At 71.5% G+C, this 15,421-nt stretch carries 12 protein-coding genes and 1 riboswitch; of the genes, 5 read left to right on the top strand and 7 right to left on the bottom strand.

The window, feature by feature from the left end:
* Window positions 1-2: 2 nt before the first annotated feature.
* Window positions 3-1,424 (bottom strand): MFS transporter, encoded by a 1,422-nt coding sequence (locus tag AN215_RS09510; protein ID WP_216093864.1) that lies wholly within the window; start codon window positions 1,422-1,424, stop codon window positions 3-5.
* Between the two features lie 310 nt (window positions 1,425-1,734).
* On the opposite strand from AN215_RS09510, the gene AN215_RS09515 reads away from it, so the two are divergent.
* The 3 genes from AN215_RS09515 to secD all read left to right on the top strand — a co-directional run bounded on the left by AN215_RS09515 (window position 1,735) and on the right by secD (window position 5,467).
* A complete protein-coding gene (locus AN215_RS09515; protein ID WP_070013036.1) occupies window positions 1,735-2,511 on the top strand; it encodes an IclR family transcriptional regulator in 777 nt (258 codons plus the stop codon).
* Window positions 2,512-2,634: 123 nt separating this feature from the next.
* Window positions 2,635-2,997 (top strand): hypothetical protein, encoded by a 363-nt coding sequence (locus AN215_RS09520; protein WP_141743667.1) that lies wholly within the window; start codon window positions 2,635-2,637, stop codon window positions 2,995-2,997.
* 124 nt (window positions 2,998-3,121) lie between these two features.
* Window positions 3,122-5,467 carry a protein translocase subunit SecD gene (gene secD, locus AN215_RS09525; protein ID WP_070013034.1) on the top strand — a complete coding sequence of 782 codons (2,346 nt, stop codon included), beginning with the start codon at window positions 3,122-3,124 and terminating at the stop codon, window positions 5,465-5,467.
* A 128-nt stretch (window positions 5,468-5,595) separates the two neighbouring features.
* Here secD and groL read toward each other — a convergent pair whose 3' ends face one another.
* From groL to thrC, 4 genes are all read right to left on the bottom strand, one after another.
* On the bottom strand, window positions 5,596-7,224 hold the full coding sequence (gene groL, locus AN215_RS09530; RefSeq protein ID WP_070013033.1) for a chaperonin GroEL: 1,629 nt from the start codon (window positions 7,222-7,224) through the stop codon (window positions 5,596-5,598).
* A gap of 371 nt (window positions 7,225-7,595) precedes the next feature.
* On the bottom strand, window positions 7,596-7,799 hold the full coding sequence (locus AN215_RS09535; RefSeq protein ID WP_028429801.1) for a cold-shock protein: 204 nt from the start codon (window positions 7,797-7,799) through the stop codon (window positions 7,596-7,598).
* A 499-nt stretch (window positions 7,800-8,298) separates the two neighbouring features.
* Window positions 8,299-8,577, bottom strand: coding sequence for a MoaD/ThiS family protein (locus AN215_RS09540; protein ID WP_070013032.1), 279 nt, complete (start codon window positions 8,575-8,577; stop codon window positions 8,299-8,301).
* On the bottom strand, window positions 8,574-9,899 hold the full coding sequence (gene thrC, locus AN215_RS09545) for a threonine synthase (protein ID WP_070013031.1): 1,326 nt from the start codon (window positions 9,897-9,899) through the stop codon (window positions 8,574-8,576). Before thrC ends, AN215_RS09540 begins: the two co-directional genes overlap by 4 nt.
* 19 nt (window positions 9,900-9,918) lie before the next feature.
* A riboswitch (SAM riboswitch) is annotated at window positions 9,919-10,070 on the bottom strand.
* Window positions 10,071-10,215: 145 nt separating this feature from the next.
* On the opposite strand from thrC, the gene AN215_RS09550 reads away from it, so the two are divergent.
* Window positions 10,216-11,205, top strand: a complete 990-nt coding sequence (locus tag AN215_RS09550; RefSeq protein ID WP_070013030.1) for a glucosyl-3-phosphoglycerate synthase — start codon at window positions 10,216-10,218, stop codon at window positions 11,203-11,205.
* A 768-nt stretch (window positions 11,206-11,973) separates the two neighbouring features.
* Entirely contained in the window at window positions 11,974-13,497 is a 1,524-nt protein-coding gene (locus AN215_RS09555; RefSeq protein WP_070013029.1) for an alpha,alpha-trehalose-phosphate synthase (UDP-forming), read from the top strand.
* Window positions 13,498-13,719: 222 nt separating this feature from the next.
* Here AN215_RS09555 and AN215_RS09560 read toward each other — a convergent pair whose 3' ends face one another.
* Both AN215_RS09560 and AN215_RS09565 read right to left on the bottom strand, forming a co-directional pair.
* Window positions 13,720-14,658 (bottom strand): trehalose-phosphatase, encoded by a 939-nt coding sequence (locus tag AN215_RS09560; RefSeq protein WP_070013028.1) that lies wholly within the window; start codon window positions 14,656-14,658, stop codon window positions 13,720-13,722.
* A 9-nt stretch (window positions 14,659-14,667) separates the two neighbouring features.
* The gene (locus AN215_RS09565) at window positions 14,668-15,408 is read right to left on the bottom strand and encodes a Type 1 glutamine amidotransferase-like domain-containing protein (RefSeq protein ID WP_070013027.1); all 741 of its coding nucleotides are present in this window, start codon (window positions 15,406-15,408) and stop codon (window positions 14,668-14,670) included.
* Window positions 15,409-15,421 lie beyond the last annotated feature (13 nt).

The raw sequence follows: 15,421 nt of genomic DNA on the forward strand, positions 1-15,421 counted from the left end.
CGCTACGAAGGGGCGGCCGGCGCGTGCTCCTCCAGTCCGACGTCCGTCTGACGCGACTCCTTCGAGTACAGGAACGCGACGAGCGAGACCGCCGCCGTCGCCGCCATGAAGACCGCGACGAGCCAGGGGTCGCCGTCCGCGTACCCGAGCAGCGCCGCCGCGATGAACGGCGAGAAACCGGCGAGCGCCGCACCCGTCTCGCGCGACGCCGCGAACCCGGTGTAGCGCACGCGCGCCCCGAACAGCTCGGCGTAGAAGACCGGTTGGACGGCGATCATCGGCGCCAGCCCGAGCGAGGTCGCAACGATCATCGCCAGCCAGATGACCACGGGGACGCCCGTGTCCAGCAGCAGGAAGAACGGATACGCGAACAGGCCGGTGAAGACGACGCTGAACAGGTTCAGCGGCCTGCGCCCGATCCTGTCCGACAGCGCGCCGTACACCGGCTGCAGCGCGATCACGACGAGCCCGAACGAGATCACCCCGGTCAGCGCGACCCACTTGGGCTGCTCGACCTGGACGGTCAGATACGACACGGAGAAGGTCGCGTAGATGTACACGACCGAGGTGTCGCAGATGTGCGCGCCGATCCCGACCAGGAAGCTGCGCGGATAGCGCCGCAGGGCCTCACGCACCGGCAGCTTCACGACGCTCTTGTTCTCCTTCATCCGCCGGAAGACGGGGGATTCGGCGACGCGCAGCCGCAGATAGAGCGATACCCCGATCAGTACGAAGCTGAAGAGGAACGGCAGCCGCCAGCCCCAGCTCTGCTGGCTCGCCTGCGGAAGCATCCCGACGAAGAGGAAGACGACCATCCCGAGCACGAGCCCCGCCTGCACGCCCATCTGTGCGAACGACGCGTAGAAGCCGCGCCGTTGGGCCGGCGCGTGCTCGGCGAGCAGCGTCGAGGCACCGCCGAACTCGGCGCCCGCGCCCAGCCCCTGGCACACCCGCATCAGCGTGAGCAGCACGGGAGCCATGACGCCGATCGACGCGTACGTCGGCAGGAGGCCGATCAGGCCCGTGGAGAGCCCCATCACCAGCGTCGTCAGTACGAGCGTGGCCCGCCTGCCGATGCGGTCGCCGAGGGCGCCGAAGAAGAACCCGCCCACCGGGCGGAAGACGAAGCCGACGCCGAAGGTCGCGAGGCCGATCAGCGTGCCGGCCGCCGGGTCGTCCTGGACGAAGAACAGGTCGTTGAAGACGAGCACGACCGCCGTGCCGTAGATGAAGAAGTCGTACCACTCGAGCGCCGTACCGACGACGGACGCGGTGACCACGCGCCGCAGCTCACGGTCGGTCCGCATGTTCCTGGGCGGGGCCGTGGCCCCGGTCTCCGCCGCGGGGGCCGCGCCCGTGGACGCCGGGTCGTCCGGGTCGGGGGTGGGAGTCGTGATCCTGGTGGGTGGTGGTTCCTCGGACATCGCCGTCTCGATTCATCCGTCCCTGCCGCCTTGGCCGCCCCGGCCGGATTCCGGCCCACCTCACCATCGTTTCGCCTGACGGAACTCTGTTCCGGAAACCGACCCGGGGTTCCGGAATGCTGCCACAGCCCTCCGGGGCTGTGAACCCGCGCGGCAGCAGCGGACCGGCAGACCTGGAGCACACCTGAACCGTGCGCACACCTGGACACCTGGACACAGGAACCGTGTGCGCCCCGGGCCCCACCCCAAGCGCATCCCGGGCGCATCCGGACCACGCCCCCGCAACGATCCCGCTGCTTAGACTGGGCCGATGGCCAGCGAGCGGCACCGCACTGCGGCGGACAAGACACTCGACGTGCTGGAAGCGCTGGCCGGGCACCGCAGCGTCGCGGAGATCTCCGAGGTCACAGCGCTGCCCAAGCCCACCGTCCACCGCATCCTGCAGACCCTCGTCGAACGCGGCTTCGCCCGCCCCCTCGGCCGCGGCAGTTACGCGAGCGGCCCCCGCATCCTCACCCTCGTCGGCGCACACCAGCGCGAGGGCGACCTGCCCGACCAGGCGCGACCCGTCCTGGAGGCGCTGCGCGAAGAGACGGACTGGACGGTCCACTTCGCCCTGCTCAGCGGCGACGAGGCGGTCTACGCGGCCAAGCTGGAGGCCGACAAGCCCTACCGGCTCGCCTCACGCGTCGGCATGAGCCTCGCGCTGCACTCCACCTCGGTGGGCAAGTCCGTACTCGCGACGCTGCCCGACGAGTCGGTCCTCGCGCTCCTCAAGCGCACCGGCATGCCCGCGCACACGGAACACACCCACACCGACCCGGCGGAGCTGCTCGGCGAACTCACCGCCGTACGGGAACGCGGATACTCCGAGGACCGCGAGGAGAACGAGACCGGGGTCGTCGCCGTCGGAGCGCCCGTCCTGGACCACTCAGGGCTGGCCGTCGGCGGCATGAGCGCGGTCACCCTGAGCAGCTTCTCGGACGAGGCGTCACTGACCCGGTGCGGAAGAGCCGTCGCCGCCGCCGCCCAGCGCTTCTCGCTGACACTCGGCGCGCCGTCTCCCGGCTGCCTGGAACGCCGTTGAAGCGCGGAGGTTCGTGGGGCAGGCTGTGCAGCGTGCCCGCCCGCATCCCCGCCCGTACGGGCGGACGCCGGGCCGGTTGAGGGACCGATGCAGGTGAGACCGAGCCAGGTGAGGAGGGGCATGATGGCACGCCGCGTACGCAGCACCACGCCGCGTCTGCCCGGCATCCTCCTCGCGGTCCTGCTCGTGCTGTCCGGCGGCTCCGCCGCCATGGCGCAGCAGCCGCACGCCCAGGGCGCCCCCGCTCAGGGCCAGTCCGCGGGCGCCCACCAGCAGGACCCGCCGCAGCACTTCCAGGGCGCGATCGCGCACGCCGCGCACGCCGCCACCCACGCACCTCTCCCGCTGCTTCCCGCCGTCGGACAGAACGGCCCCGAGGCGGAGCCCGGCTCCGTACGGCCGGAGCGCCCGCGGCTCTCCGCCACGCACCTCACACACAGGTCACCGCCGCAGGGGCGCGCTCCCCCGGCCCGTACAGGCATCTGAGACCTGATCCGACCTGACAAACGGCACCCGGCCGCGGGGCGCGCCCCGGTGCCGTCACCTTCACCACCGCTGCCCCCGGGCCCTGCCCCGGGCGGATGCGGTGTGCCTGTACAGGAGGCAACCCATGACTCGCGCCAACAGGGTGCGGGCGGTGATCGCGCTTGCCGTAACGGCCCTCGCCGCGGTCCTCGCCATGACCAAGGAACCCCGCCTCGGCATCGATCTGCGCGGCGGAACACAGATCGTCCTGGAGACCCGGGACTCGAAGTCGGCGAAAGCCACGCCGTCCGCGACGGACGACACGATGGAAGTGCTGCGCCGGCGCGTGGACGCGCTAGGAGTCGCCGAACCCAACCTCGTGCGCTCCGGAGACAACCGCATCATCGTCGAACTCCCGGGCCTGACCGACCCGAAGGAGGCCACAGAGGTCCTCGGCCGGACCGCCCAGCTCACCTTCCATCCCGTCGAGGGCGCCCCGGAGGCCGGGGAACGGCCCGGCGAGGGCGGCGCCGGGAAGGACGAGTCCGGCCGTCCCGTGGAACTCGGGGACACCGCCATGACGGGCGTCGAGGTGGAGTCGGCCAAGGCCACCCTCGACCAGCAGAACGGGTCCGGCTGGTTCGTCGAGCTCGGCTTCCGCGACAAGGGCGGAAAGGAGTGGAAGGACCTGACGGGCAAGGCGGCCTGCTCCCCGGCCGGGGACCCGCAGCGTCGCGTGGCGATCGTCCTGGACGAGAAGGTCATCTCGTCGCCGCAGGTCGACCCGTCCGTCTCCTGCGGAGCCGGCATCGGAGGCGGAAAGACCCAGATCACCGGGGACTTCGGCGAGGAGGAGGCCAAGGAGCTGGCCACCCTCGTCGAGGGCGGCGCCCTGCCCGTCCCGGTCGAGGTGATCGAACGTCACACCGTCGGACCGACGCTGGGCGCCGAGGCGATCGAGGCGAGCGGCTGGGCCGCCGTGATCGGTGCCGCCCTCACGTCGGCCTCCGTGGTCTTCGTCTACCGGCTCTTCGGCGCCCTCGCGGCCGTGGGCCTGCTGTGCTACGGGCTGATCGCGTACTCCGCGCTGCTCGCGTTCGGAGCGACGCTGACGCTGCCGGGCCTCGCCGGCTTCGTACTGGCGATCGGCATGGCCGTCGACGCGAACGTCCTCGTCTTCGAACGAGGGCGTGAGGAGTACGAACGCGGCGGACGGGCCAGAAGCCTGCGCACCGCGTCGGCGAAGGGTTTCCGCGGTGCGTTCAGCGCGATCGTCGACTCCAACGTCACCACGCTCCTCGCGGCCCTGCTGCTCTTCACGCTCGCCTCGGGGCCGGTGCGCGGCTTCGGCGTCACGCTCTCCATCGGCGTGCTCGCCTCGATGGTCAGCGCGCTGGTCGTCACGAGGGTGCTGGTGGAATTCGCCGCGGGCCGCCGTGCCGTACGGGCGCGTCCGCGGATCTCGGGACTCGCCGGGCTGGGACGCGTACGTACGCGCCTGACGCGACGCAATCCGGACTGGATGCGGTACGGGAGGCGCTGGCTCGCGGTCTCGTCCGCGGCCGTCGTCCTCGCCGTTGCCGGAATCGTGCTGCGCGGGCTGGACTTCGGCGTCGAGTTCACCGGGGGACGGCTCGTGGAGTACTCCACCAGTCAGGCCGTCGATCCCGAAGCCGCCCGCGCGGCACTGGCCGACGCGGGGCTGCCGGACGCCGTCGTCCAGGGCTCCGGCGGGGGCGAAGGCGCCGCCGACGGGATCACGGTGCGCTCCGAGCAGCTCACGGACGACCAGGAGCGGACGGTCCGCTCCGCGCTTGCCGAACTCGGCGGGGACGCCGAGCAGGTGCGCGACGAGATGTTCGGACCGAGCCTCGGCGACGAACTGCGGCGACACGCCCTGATCGCGCTGGCGGTCGCGCTCGGCGCGCAGCTGCTCTACCTGGCCTTCCGGTTCCGGTGGACGTTCAGCACCTCGACGGTGCTGTCGCTCGTGCACGACACGGTCATCCTCATCGGTGCCTTCGCCTGGCTGGGCAGGCCCGTCGACGGGGTCTTCCTGGCGGCGCTGCTGACCGTCATCGGCTACTCGGTCAACGACTCCGTCGTCATCTTCGACCGGGTCCGCTCCGAAGAGCAGGAGCCGCACCGGCCGTCCCCGACGGCACCGAAGAGGTCGTTCCGGGACGTGGTCAACAGAGCGGTCGTGCAGACGGTGCCGCGCACCCTCAACACCGGCATGGGAGCTCTGTTCATCATCTCCGCCCTCGCGGTGCTGGGCGGCGACTCGCTGGGCGACTTCGCGCTGGCTCTGCTGATCGGCATCGTGGTGGGTTCGTACTCGTCGCTGTTCGTCGGTGCCCCGCTCGCCGTCGAGTTCGAGAACCGCAGCCCGCACACGCCGGCCCGCCGCACGGGCGGGCGCGGGTCCGGACCGGGCAGCGCCCGGGCGAGGACCCGCCGCTCCCCGCACGACAACGGGGCGCGCGTGTAGGGCGATCGGCGAGTGTGCCGGCCGGGGCACACGTGCCCCGCGCACGCCGAGGGCGGCACCCCTTCCGGGATGCCGCCCTCGGTCCTGATCCGTGCCGGGAGGCTACGGAACCTCCGACCGCGCTGCGGTCAGAAGTCCATGCCACCGCCCATGCCACCGGTCGGGTCGCCGCCGCCGGCGGCCGCCTTCTCCGGCTTGTCGGCGATGACGGCCTCCGTCGTGAGGAAGAGCGCCGCGATCGAGGCGGCGTTCTGCAGCGCGGAACGGGTCACCTTCGCCGGGTCGTTGATGCCCTCGGCGAGCATGTCGACGTACTCACCGGTGGCGGCGTTGAGGCCGTGACCGGGCTTCAGGTTGCGCACCTTCTCCGTCACGACGCCGCCCTCGAGGCCGGCGTTGACCGCGATCTGCTTGAGCGGTGCCTCCAGCGCGAGCTTCACGGCCTGTGCGCCGGTCGCCTCGTCGCCTTCCAGCTCCAGCTTCTCGAAGACGCTGGACGCCTGGAGCAGAGCCACGCCACCACCGGCGACGATGCCCTCCTCGACGGCGGCCTTGGCGTTGCGCACCGCGTCCTCGATGCGGTGCTTGCGCTCCTTGAGCTCGACCTCGGTGGCGGCACCGGCCTTGATGACGGCCACGCCGCCGGCCAGCTTCGCCAGACGCTCCTGGAGCTTCTCGCGGTCGTAGTCCGAGTCGGAGTTGTCGATCTCGGCGCGGATCTGCGAGACACGGCCGGCGACCTGCTCGCTGTCGCCCGCGCCGTCCACGATGGTCGTCTCGTCCTTGGTGATGACGACCTTGCGGGCGCGGCCCAGCAGATCCAGACCGGCGTTCTCCAGCTTGAGGCCGACCTCCTCGGAGATGACCGTGCCACCGGTGAGGATGGCGATGTCACCGAGCATGGCCTTGCGGCGGTCGCCGAAGCCGGGAGCCTTGACCGCGACGGACTTGAAGGTGCCGCGGATCTTGTTGACGACGAGCGTGGAGAGCGCCTCGCCCTCGACGTCCTCGGCGATGATCAGCAGCGGCTTGCCCGACTGCATGACCTTCTCCAGCAGCGGCAGCAGGTCCTTCACGCTGCCGATCTTGGAGTTGACGATGAGGATGTACGGGTCCTCGAGCTCCGCCTCCATGCGCTCCATGTCGGTGGCGAAGTACGCGGAGATGTAGCCCTTGTCGAAGCGCATGCCCTCGGTGAGCTCCAGCTCGAGCCCGAAGGTCTGCGACTCCTCGACGGTGATGACGCCTTCCTTGCCGACCTTGTCCATCGCCTCGGCGATCAGCTCGCCGATCTGCGGGTCGCCGGCGGAGATGGAGGCCGTGGAAGCGATCTGCTCCTTGGTCTCCACGTCCTTGGCCTGCTCCAGCAGGGCGGCGGAGACGGCCTCGGTGGCACGCTCGATACCGCGCTTGAGGGCCATGGGGTTGGCGCCCGCGGCGACGTTGCGCAGGCCCTCCTTGACGAGCGCCTGGGCGAGGACGGTCGCGGTCGTCGTGCCGTCACCGGCGACGTCGTCCGTCTTCTTGGCGACCTCCTTGACCAGCTCGGCGCCGATCTTCTCGTAGGAGTCCTCGAGCTCGATCTCCTTGGCGATGGAGACACCGTCGTTGGTGATCGTGGGCGCGCCCCACTTCTTCTCCAGCACGACGTTCCGGCCCTTGGGGCCGAGCGTGACCTTGACGGCGTCGGCGAGCTGGTTCATCCCGCGCTCGAGGCCGCGCCGCGCCTCCTCGTCGAACGCGATGATCTTGGCCATGTGAAGTGGTCCCTCCCGGACTGGGGATCCCCCTGCACAACCAGGGGACGGGTATACCGGACCGCGCTGGCGCCCGCGACGGACGACCCGGAAGCCGCGTGGTTCCTTGCTCCACCCGGCGAACGAGCCTCACCGACCCGGTCCTTGACTGTCACTCTCACTCGGAGAGTGCTAACGCAATGATTAGCACTCGACCCCTGCGAGTGCAAGCGCCCCCAGGACATCACACCGGGCCGGGACGTACGCAACCTGCGGGGCCTGCGGGTCAGGGCCGCGCGGACAGCACAGAGGGGCCGTACTCCTCCGCGGAGTACGGCCCCTCGTACGGCTGTTGTTACGGCTGTTGCAGCTCTGCGCAGTGTTGCGGGTGCTCAGGCAGTCACACGGACCATGTCCGCCTGCGGCCCCTTCTGACCCTGCGAGATCTCGAACTCGACCCGCTGTCCTTCGTCCAGGGTGCGGTAGCCGTCCATCTGAATCGCGCTGTAGTGGACGAATACGTCTGCACCACCGTCGACCGCGATGAAGCCGTATCCCTTCTCCGCGTTGAACCACTTGACGGTGCCCTGAGCCATCCCTAACTCCCCTATTACTGGCCCTTGCACGAGCCCGCACTTCACGAACCCGGGTCAGACCTCACCTCCGGCACGGCACCGCAGACATGCGGATGCGTAAGCCGGAACGCGTCGACCGCGGCTGAATGTATCTGTACGGACGCCCTCTGCAACAGGTCACGAAGACGAGAATTCTGAGCAACGATCGAGGGCGCAAAAGCCCGCATTCTCCGAGGAAGCAGGGCAAGCAAGGCCGGGCAAAGCGCCGCCAACGCGACAATTGCCGCACCGATTCCGGGCACAACTTGTCGCGTTCTCATGGACGCCCGGCACGCACCGGGGAGTCACTGGGGTGGGATTCTTCGCAACCCTATCGCGTCCCCACACGCGGAACCGCCCCCTCCGTTTCGTTCATGTGTTCCCGGAGGAGGCGGTTCGACCGTAAGGGGATCAGCACCGGCCGCAAGGGGCCTTCACCGACCTCTCACGAGACCTCAGCAGGGCCGAGACCTCAGCGAACTCAGCATCCGCCCGCGACCGCGGGAATGATGGAGACACCCGCGCCGTCCGGGGTGGGCGTCTCCAGGCCCTGCTCGAAACGGACGTCGTCGTCGTTGACGTAGACGTTGACGAAGCGGCGCAGCTTGCCCGAGTCGTCCAGCACTCGTGCACCGATGCCGGTGTGGTTCTTCTCCAGGTCGGCCAGCACCTCGGAGAGGGTCGCGCCCTCGGCGCTCACCTCCGCCTGCCCTCCGGTGTAGGTGCGCAGGATGGTCGGGATACGGACGTTCACGCTCATGATGCGAGACCAGCCTCTCGGAACGAGTCCAGGTTGGGGCGGATGACGGCGGACATACCGGTGGTGGGAGCCACCGCGTCCAGGGTCTTCAGGCCGTCGCCCGTGTTGAGGACGACGGTGGTGAGGGCCGGGTCGAGACGGCCCTCCTCGATCAGCTTCTTCGTGACGCCCACGGTGACGCCGCCGGCGGTCTCGGCGAAGATCCCCTCGGTGCGCGCCAGCAGCTTGATCGCCTCCACGATCCGCGGGTCGTCGACGTCCTCCACGGCGCCGCCCGTACGGCGGGCGATGTCCAGGACGTACGGACCGTCGGCGGGATTGCCGATGGCCAGCGACTTGGCGATGGTCTCGGGGCGGACCGGGCGTACGACGTCGTGCCCGTCCTTGAAGGCGCGGGAGACCGGGGAGCAGCCCTCCGCCTGGGCGCCGAAGATCTTGTACGGCTTGTCCTCGACCAGGCCGAGCGCGATCAGCTCCTTCAGACCCTTGTCGATCTTCGTGAGCTGGGAGCCGGAGGCGATCGGGACGACGAGCTGGTCGGGCAGGCGCCAGCCCAGCTGTTCGCAGATCTCGTACGCGAGGGTCTTCGAGCCCTCGGCGTAGTACGGGCGGAGGTTGACGTTGACGAAGCCCCAGCCCTCGCCTGCGGGGTCGCCGATCAGCTCCGAGCAGAACCGGTTCACGTCGTCGTAGTTGCCCTCGATGCCGACGAGTTCTCCGCCGTAGACGGCCGCCATGACGACCTTGCCCTGTTCCAGGTCGTGCGGGATGAACACGCACGAGCGCAGGCCGGCGCGGGCGGCAGCGGCGCCGACGGCGCCCGCGAGGTTGCCCGTGGAGGAGCAGGAGAGCGTCGTGAAGCCGAAGGCGCGGGCGGCCTCGACGGCTATGGCGACGACGCGGTCCTTGAAGGAGTGCGTCGGGTTGCCCGAGTCGTCCTTGATGTGCAGGGAGCCCGTGACACCGAGTTCGCGGGCGAGCCGGTCGGCCTGGACGAGCTTGGTGAAACCGGGGTTGATGTTGGGCTTCGCGGCGACGTCGGCGGGAACCGGCAGCAGCGGCGCGTACCGCCAGATGTTGTCCGGGCCTGCCTCGATGCGCTCACGGAGCCCCGCGGGCCCTGAGGTGCCGCCGCCGGGGAACTCGTATGCGATCTCCAGCGGCCCGAAACACGCCTCACAGGCGAAGACCGGGCCGAGCGGCGTGCGCTCCCCGCACTCGCGGCAGGAGAGCGCGGCAGCGGGGCCGAGCACGGTGCCGGGTCCACCGGCCGGGGAGTCCACGGTCGTGCCGGAGGCGGCTTGAGCGGCTTGAACAGCCATGATTCGGCGAGGCCCTTTCTCCTCATCTTCCTCGGGACGTATCTCGCCACGAGACGGAATTGGCACCTTCCCGAGCCGGGAGCCTCGCGATGTCACGTCGCTTCGTGCGAGACCGGCCGGAGGGTTGCCGGGGCTTCAACGGGCCGTTCCCTCTGCCCCTCTGGATGAGCGGTGTGAAGTTGTGAGCGGCGCGGTGGCCGCCGCCGGGCCGGACCCGGCATGCGATCGCGTTCCGCGTTGTTCAAGACTGTAACCGACAGGCCTGCGCATTGAGACAGGCGTCCGTACCGCGAGATGGATCACAGGGAGTGGCCGAGTGCTGGAGGAAGTCGAGCAGTGGCTGAGGCGCCGGTCCTTCTCGTGCACCGACCGCCCGCTGACGGAGCTGCTCGCGGCGAAGCGGGCCACGGGGTCCCGGGTCAGCGTCGTACTGCCCGCGCTGAACGAGGAGCGGACCATCGGCGGGATCGTCTCGGTGATCCGGCACGAGCTGATGACGGCCTCCCCTACGGCTCTCGTGGACGAGCTGGTGGTGCTGGACTCCGGCTCCACCGACCGTACGGCCCCGGTCGCCGAGGCGGCGGGCGCGCGGGTCGTGCACCGCGACGACGTGCTTCCGCGGCTGCCCGCGCTGCCCGGCAAGGGCGAGGTGCTGTGGCGTTCACTGCTGGTGACGAGCGGCGACATCGTCTGCTTCGCCGACGCCGACCTGGAGGACTTCTCCGCCGACTTCGTCTCCGGCGTCGTCGGGCCGCTGCTCACCGATCCGCGGCTGCGGCTGGTCAAGGCGATGTACGACCGGCCGCTGGGCGACGATCCGGCCGGCGGCGGCCGCGTCACGGAACTGGTCGCACGGCCGCTGCTCAACCTGCACTGGCCCCGGCTCGCGGGCTTCGTGCAGCCGCTCGGCGGCGAGTACGCGGCCCGCCGCACGCTGCTGGAGCAGCTCCCCTTCCCCGTCGGTTACGGCGTCGAACTGGGGCTGCTCATCGACTCGTTGCACACCGCGGGGCTCGACGCGCTCGCCCAGGTCGACGTCGGCGTCCGGCGGCACCGGCACCAGGACGGGCAGGCGCTGGGGCGCATGGCCGCGGCGATCCATCACACGGCACAGCTGCGCATGGCACGCGGCAGCCGCCTCGTAAGTCCGACGCTGACGCAGTTCGAACGGGACGTGGACGGTGCGGGGGGTGCGGGCGGCGCGGCGGGCTCCGGGGGGTTCGCGCCGCGCAGCCACGCCGTCGACACGGTGGAGCGGCCCCCGATGCGGGAGATCGCGGAGTACGCGGCCCGACGGGCGGCGTAGGGGCCGCAGCCGCGCGGGACGCGCGCGGCTGCGCCGACCGGGTCGGGCGTCTCGGGCACGCACCCAGCCCGGGGCCGGGGGCCTGGGGCCACGGGCGCCGGGCGCCGGGCCATCCGTCCGTCGACAACTCCCGCCCCCTGCCGGGGGCTTGGCACGGCCCACAGGCGGCAGACCTGGCGCTCGGCTGCAGTACGAGCACGCCCCGCCGGCCCGACCCGCACCCCCTCCCTCACGGGACCGGACGCGGCCCGGCCCCCGGGGACCGGCGGCCCCCGACACAGGAGCCCACGAAGCCGTGCCACGGGCGTGCAGCGCCGCCGCCCAGCAGGCGGCCCAGAACCAGGCGGCCCAGGACAACGGTTACGGCGGAACGCACGCAGGGCTCCCCGCCGAAGGCAGCGGCGGGAGCACCGGCGCGCCACCCGGAAAGACCCGGCCCGCACCCAGGCACCGGAGCCCACCCGAGGCGGGCACGAAGCGGGGCCAGGGGCGCGCCGCGCACGGTCGCCCTCGCAGGCAACTCCCGCCTCTCGACCGGGACTTGGCACGCCCAACGGGCGGCCCCAGAACAACGGCGCATTGGCGGAACACGCACAGCACTCCCCGCCGAACGCAGGGGCGGGAGCACCGGCGCGCCGCCCGGAAAGACCCGGCCCGAACCCGGGCACCGGAGCCCACTCGAGGCGGGCACGAAGCGGGGCCACGGGCGTGCCGGAGGCGCGAGGCGCGTCACGTTTGCGTGGATCCGGGCGCGGCTAAGCTCGGGCCATGGTCGTCGAACGCGCATCGCAGGCCCTGGCCGACGTACTGGTCGCTTCGAACAGAGGGCCCGTCTCCTACTCCGTCGCCGGGGAAACCACCCAGGCCGGAGGCGCTGGGGGAGGCTCGCTCTCCGCCAAGCGCGGCGGCGGCGGTCTCGTCTCGGGGCTCTCCGCCATCGCCACGGAGGACTCCGGCGGCGACGCCGTGTGGGTCTGCGCGGCCCTCGGCGACGGCGACCGCGAGGCCGTGCGCCGCTCCGGCGGCAAGCTCGACCGGGCCGACACCGGCGGCCAGTCCGTACGGATGCTGGACATCCCCGCCGGCACCTTCGCCGACGCCTACAACGGCATCGCCAACTCCGTGCTCTGGTTCGTCCACCACATGCTCTACCAGACGCCTCTGGAGCCGTCCTTCGGCGCGGAGTTCGAACAGCAGTGGGCGTCGTACGAGCGGTACAACGCGGCATTCGCCGACGCACTGGCCGACGAGGCCGCCGAGGGTGCGACGGTGCTCGTGCAGGACTACCACCTGACGCTGGTGCCCGCGCTGCTCCGCGAGCGCCGCCCCGACCTGCGCATCGGGCACTTCTCGCACACGCCTTGGGCGCCGCCGGACTACTACCGGATGCTGCCCGACGCCGTCGCCGAGCAGGTGCTTCGCGGCGTCCTGGGCGCCGACCGCGCCGCCTTCCTCACCCGTCGCTGGGCACGCGGCTTCGCGGACTGCTGCGTCGCGGTGCTGGGCGCCGCCGTCGCGGAGGACGAGTCGACGGGCGAGCTGGAGGTCACCTGCGACGGCCGTACGACCCGTCTCGGAGTGCACGGCCTTGGTGCGGACGCGGAGTTCCTGCGGGAGCGCGCCGGAAGGGACGACGTCGACGAGCGGATCGCCATACTCCGCGAGCAGATCGGCAGCGACAGGGACGGCCGGCCGCGCCGGGCGCTCGTACGGGTCGACCGCACCGAGCTTTCCAAGAACATCGTGCGCGGGCTGCACGCCTACGGGCGTCTGCTCGCGGACCGTCCCGAGTGGCGCGAGCGCGTCGTGCACCTCGCGCTCGCCTACCCCTCCCGGCAGGACCTGGCGGTCTACCGCGACTACATGAGCGAGGTCTCGCGCGTCGCTGAAGAGATCAACTCCACGTACGGCACGGAGAGCTGGACGCCGGTGGTGCTCTTCCTCAAGGACGACTTCGCGCGCTCGCTGGCGGCGTACCGGCTGGCGGACGTGGCACTGGTCAACCCGATCCGGGACGGCATGAACCTCGTCGCCAAGGAGGTCCCGGTCGTCTCCGACGACGGCTGCGCGCTGGTCCTCTCCCGCGAGGCGGGCGCGTACGCGGAGCTGGGCGAGGACTCCCTCGTGGTCAATCCGTACGACATCGCGGACACCGCACGCGCACTGCACGAGGCGCTGACGATGGAACACGGCCGCCGGGCGGAGCGTACGAAGCGGCTGGCCGCGGCGGCGACGGCGCTGCCACCGACCCGCTGGTTCCTGGACCAGCTGCACGCGCTGCGGGACGCGTAGCGCGGTCCCCCGCGGCGGGGACACGCGCACTCGTTGCGGGCGCCGGACACGCTGCCGGACCCTCTTGCGGGTGCTCCCGCATCCGTGCGGTGAACGGATGGCGGCAGGCGGGGCGCGGCACCGCCACGAGGCGATGAGGGCGATGAGGGCGACGGCCGGACGCCGCGGCCCCGGCCCGGCGCGGCCGGAGGCCGCCACTTCGAGACACCCCTAGCCCTAGCCCTAGTCGCTCCGCTCAGCGAGCAGGTCGGCAAGGCCGCCGAGCAGGCGGACCAGACCGGCCGGGCCGTCCACGACGAGGTCCGCGCGGCCGGCGATCTCGGGCACTGACTCGCCGGTGTCGCCGCCGCCGCTGCACACCAGCAGGCCGGGCACACCTTCGCCGCGGAGCTTCTCCACGGCCGCGAAGGCCGCCAGATCGCCCAGGTCGTCGCCCCCGTACAGCACGGCTCCGGCGCCGACTTCGCGCAGGTGCTCGGTCAGCGCGGCGCCCTTGTCGACGCCGGGTGCGCGCAACTCCAGGACCATGCGGCCCGGTTCGACGATGAGTCCGTGCCGTTCGGCCAGCGCGTACAGCGGGGAACGCAGCAGCTCGAATGCGGCCACCGGGTCGTCCGTGCGGCGGGTGTGCACCGCGAGAGCCCGCCCCTTGTCCTCCGTCCAGGTGCCGGGCGGGGCGCCCAAGTCGGCCAGAAGGCCGGGAAGTTCCGCCCGTACGGCGGCGACGCCGGGAGGCGGCGGCGCGGCGCTCAGGGTGCCGGTGGCGGCGTCCCAGCGCTCGGCCCCGTACGCGCCGAGCACGGTGAGGTTTTCCAGGGGGTACTGCCCCTCGCTGCTCCCCCTGGCTTCGCCGGAAGGTACCCCCAGGGGGGACCCCCACCCGGCGGGGCCGGGGGGACCTTCGGCGCCCGCGAGGCCGCCGTTGCGGACGACCGCCTCGGCCGGGCGGCCGGTGACGACCGCCACCGCGCACAGGCGCGTGGCGAGGCGGGAGAGCACGGGCACGGCGTCGGGGTGTGCGCGGGCGTCCGCGGGGTCGGCGACGATGGGGGCGAGGGTGCCGTCGAAGTCGAAGGCTGCGAGGGCGCGTTCAGGTTCGTCGAGGATCGCGGCGAGCCCTTCACGGCCCGCGTCGGTACGAGGTGTCGGTAGGGCGACCATGCCGCGAGACTACCGGCCGACGGGCGGCAGTTCGCGCGGCTCGATGCGCTCCTCGACGGCCGCGCCCCCTTCGCTCACCACGGTGTATGCGCCCTTGCCGGGGATCTCCGTGACGGCTTCGGTCAGCCGCGTCCCGTGGTAGACGAGGCCCACTCCGTCGTCGGTGCAGTGTGCGGCAGGCAGGTTGCCCTCGGCGACGAGCCGGTGCATGAGGGGACGGCGGCCCGGGTCGCTGTCGTAGTGCACGCCGTTGCCGTACGGGAGGAAGCCCAACGCGTCGGTGAGCGGGCGCAGTTCGGGGCCGAAGGAGTCGGTTGCGCCGCCCTTGAACCAGCAGAGCGAGCCGGCGCTGACGCCGCTGAGAACCACGCCGGCCTCCCATGCGCGACGCAGCACGGTGTCGAGCCCGTGCAGCCGCCAGACGGCGAGCAGGTTGGCGACGGAGCCGCCCATCACCCAGACGACGTCGTGATCGAGGACGGTGCCCTCGACGTCCTCGACGTTGGGCATGGGGAAGAGGTTCAGCGGCATCAGGTCGAAGCCCGCCACCCGGGCCGCCTCGGCCATGCGGAACGCGAAGTGCTCGGCGTCGCCGATCGCCGTGCCGACGTACAGCACCTTCGGGCGGCGGCCGTGCACGCCGGACAGCTCGACCGCGTGGTGCACCAGCGCGTCGAAGAGCACTCTGTTGCGGCTGCCGACGAGATGTCCGCCGGAGGTGGCCAGGATCGTCGGCTCGGGAGCGGTCATGCCGTGATCCTAG

The sequence above is a fragment of the Streptomyces abyssalis genome (assembly GCF_001751365.1).
Taxonomy (GTDB): domain Bacteria; phylum Actinomycetota; class Actinomycetes; order Streptomycetales; family Streptomycetaceae; genus Streptomyces; species Streptomyces abyssalis.

What these genes read in the sequence shown, in the direction of transcription:
- AN215_RS09510 (WP_216093864.1), bottom strand. Translation starts at nt 1,424, where the DNA reads ATGTCCGAGGAACCACCACCCACCAGGATCACGACTCCCACCCCCGAC.
- AN215_RS09515 (WP_070013036.1), top strand. Translation starts at nt 1,735, where the DNA reads ATGGCCAGCGAGCGGCACCGCACTGCGGCGGACAAGACACTCGACGTG.
- AN215_RS09520 (WP_141743667.1), top strand. Translation starts at nt 2,635, where the DNA reads ATGGCACGCCGCGTACGCAGCACCACGCCGCGTCTGCCCGGCATCCTC.
- secD (WP_070013034.1), top strand. Translation starts at nt 3,122, where the DNA reads ATGACTCGCGCCAACAGGGTGCGGGCGGTGATCGCGCTTGCCGTAACG.
- groL (WP_070013033.1), bottom strand. Translation starts at nt 7,224, where the DNA reads ATGGCCAAGATCATCGCGTTCGACGAGGAGGCGCGGCGCGGCCTCGAG.
- AN215_RS09535 (WP_028429801.1), bottom strand. Translation starts at nt 7,799, where the DNA reads ATGGCTCAGGGCACCGTCAAGTGGTTCAACGCGGAGAAGGGATACGGC.
- AN215_RS09540 (WP_070013032.1), bottom strand. Translation starts at nt 8,577, where the DNA reads ATGAGCGTGAACGTCCGTATCCCGACCATCCTGCGCACCTACACCGGA.
- thrC (WP_070013031.1), bottom strand. Translation starts at nt 9,899, where the DNA reads ATGGCTGTTCAAGCCGCTCAAGCCGCCTCCGGCACGACCGTGGACTCC.
- AN215_RS09555 (WP_070013029.1), top strand. Translation starts at nt 11,974, where the DNA reads ATGGTCGTCGAACGCGCATCGCAGGCCCTGGCCGACGTACTGGTCGCT.
- AN215_RS09560 (WP_070013028.1), bottom strand. Translation starts at nt 14,658, where the DNA reads ATGGTCGCCCTACCGACACCTCGTACCGACGCGGGCCGTGAAGGGCTC.
- AN215_RS09565 (WP_070013027.1), bottom strand. Translation starts at nt 15,408, where the DNA reads ATGACCGCTCCCGAGCCGACGATCCTGGCCACCTCCGGCGGACATCTC.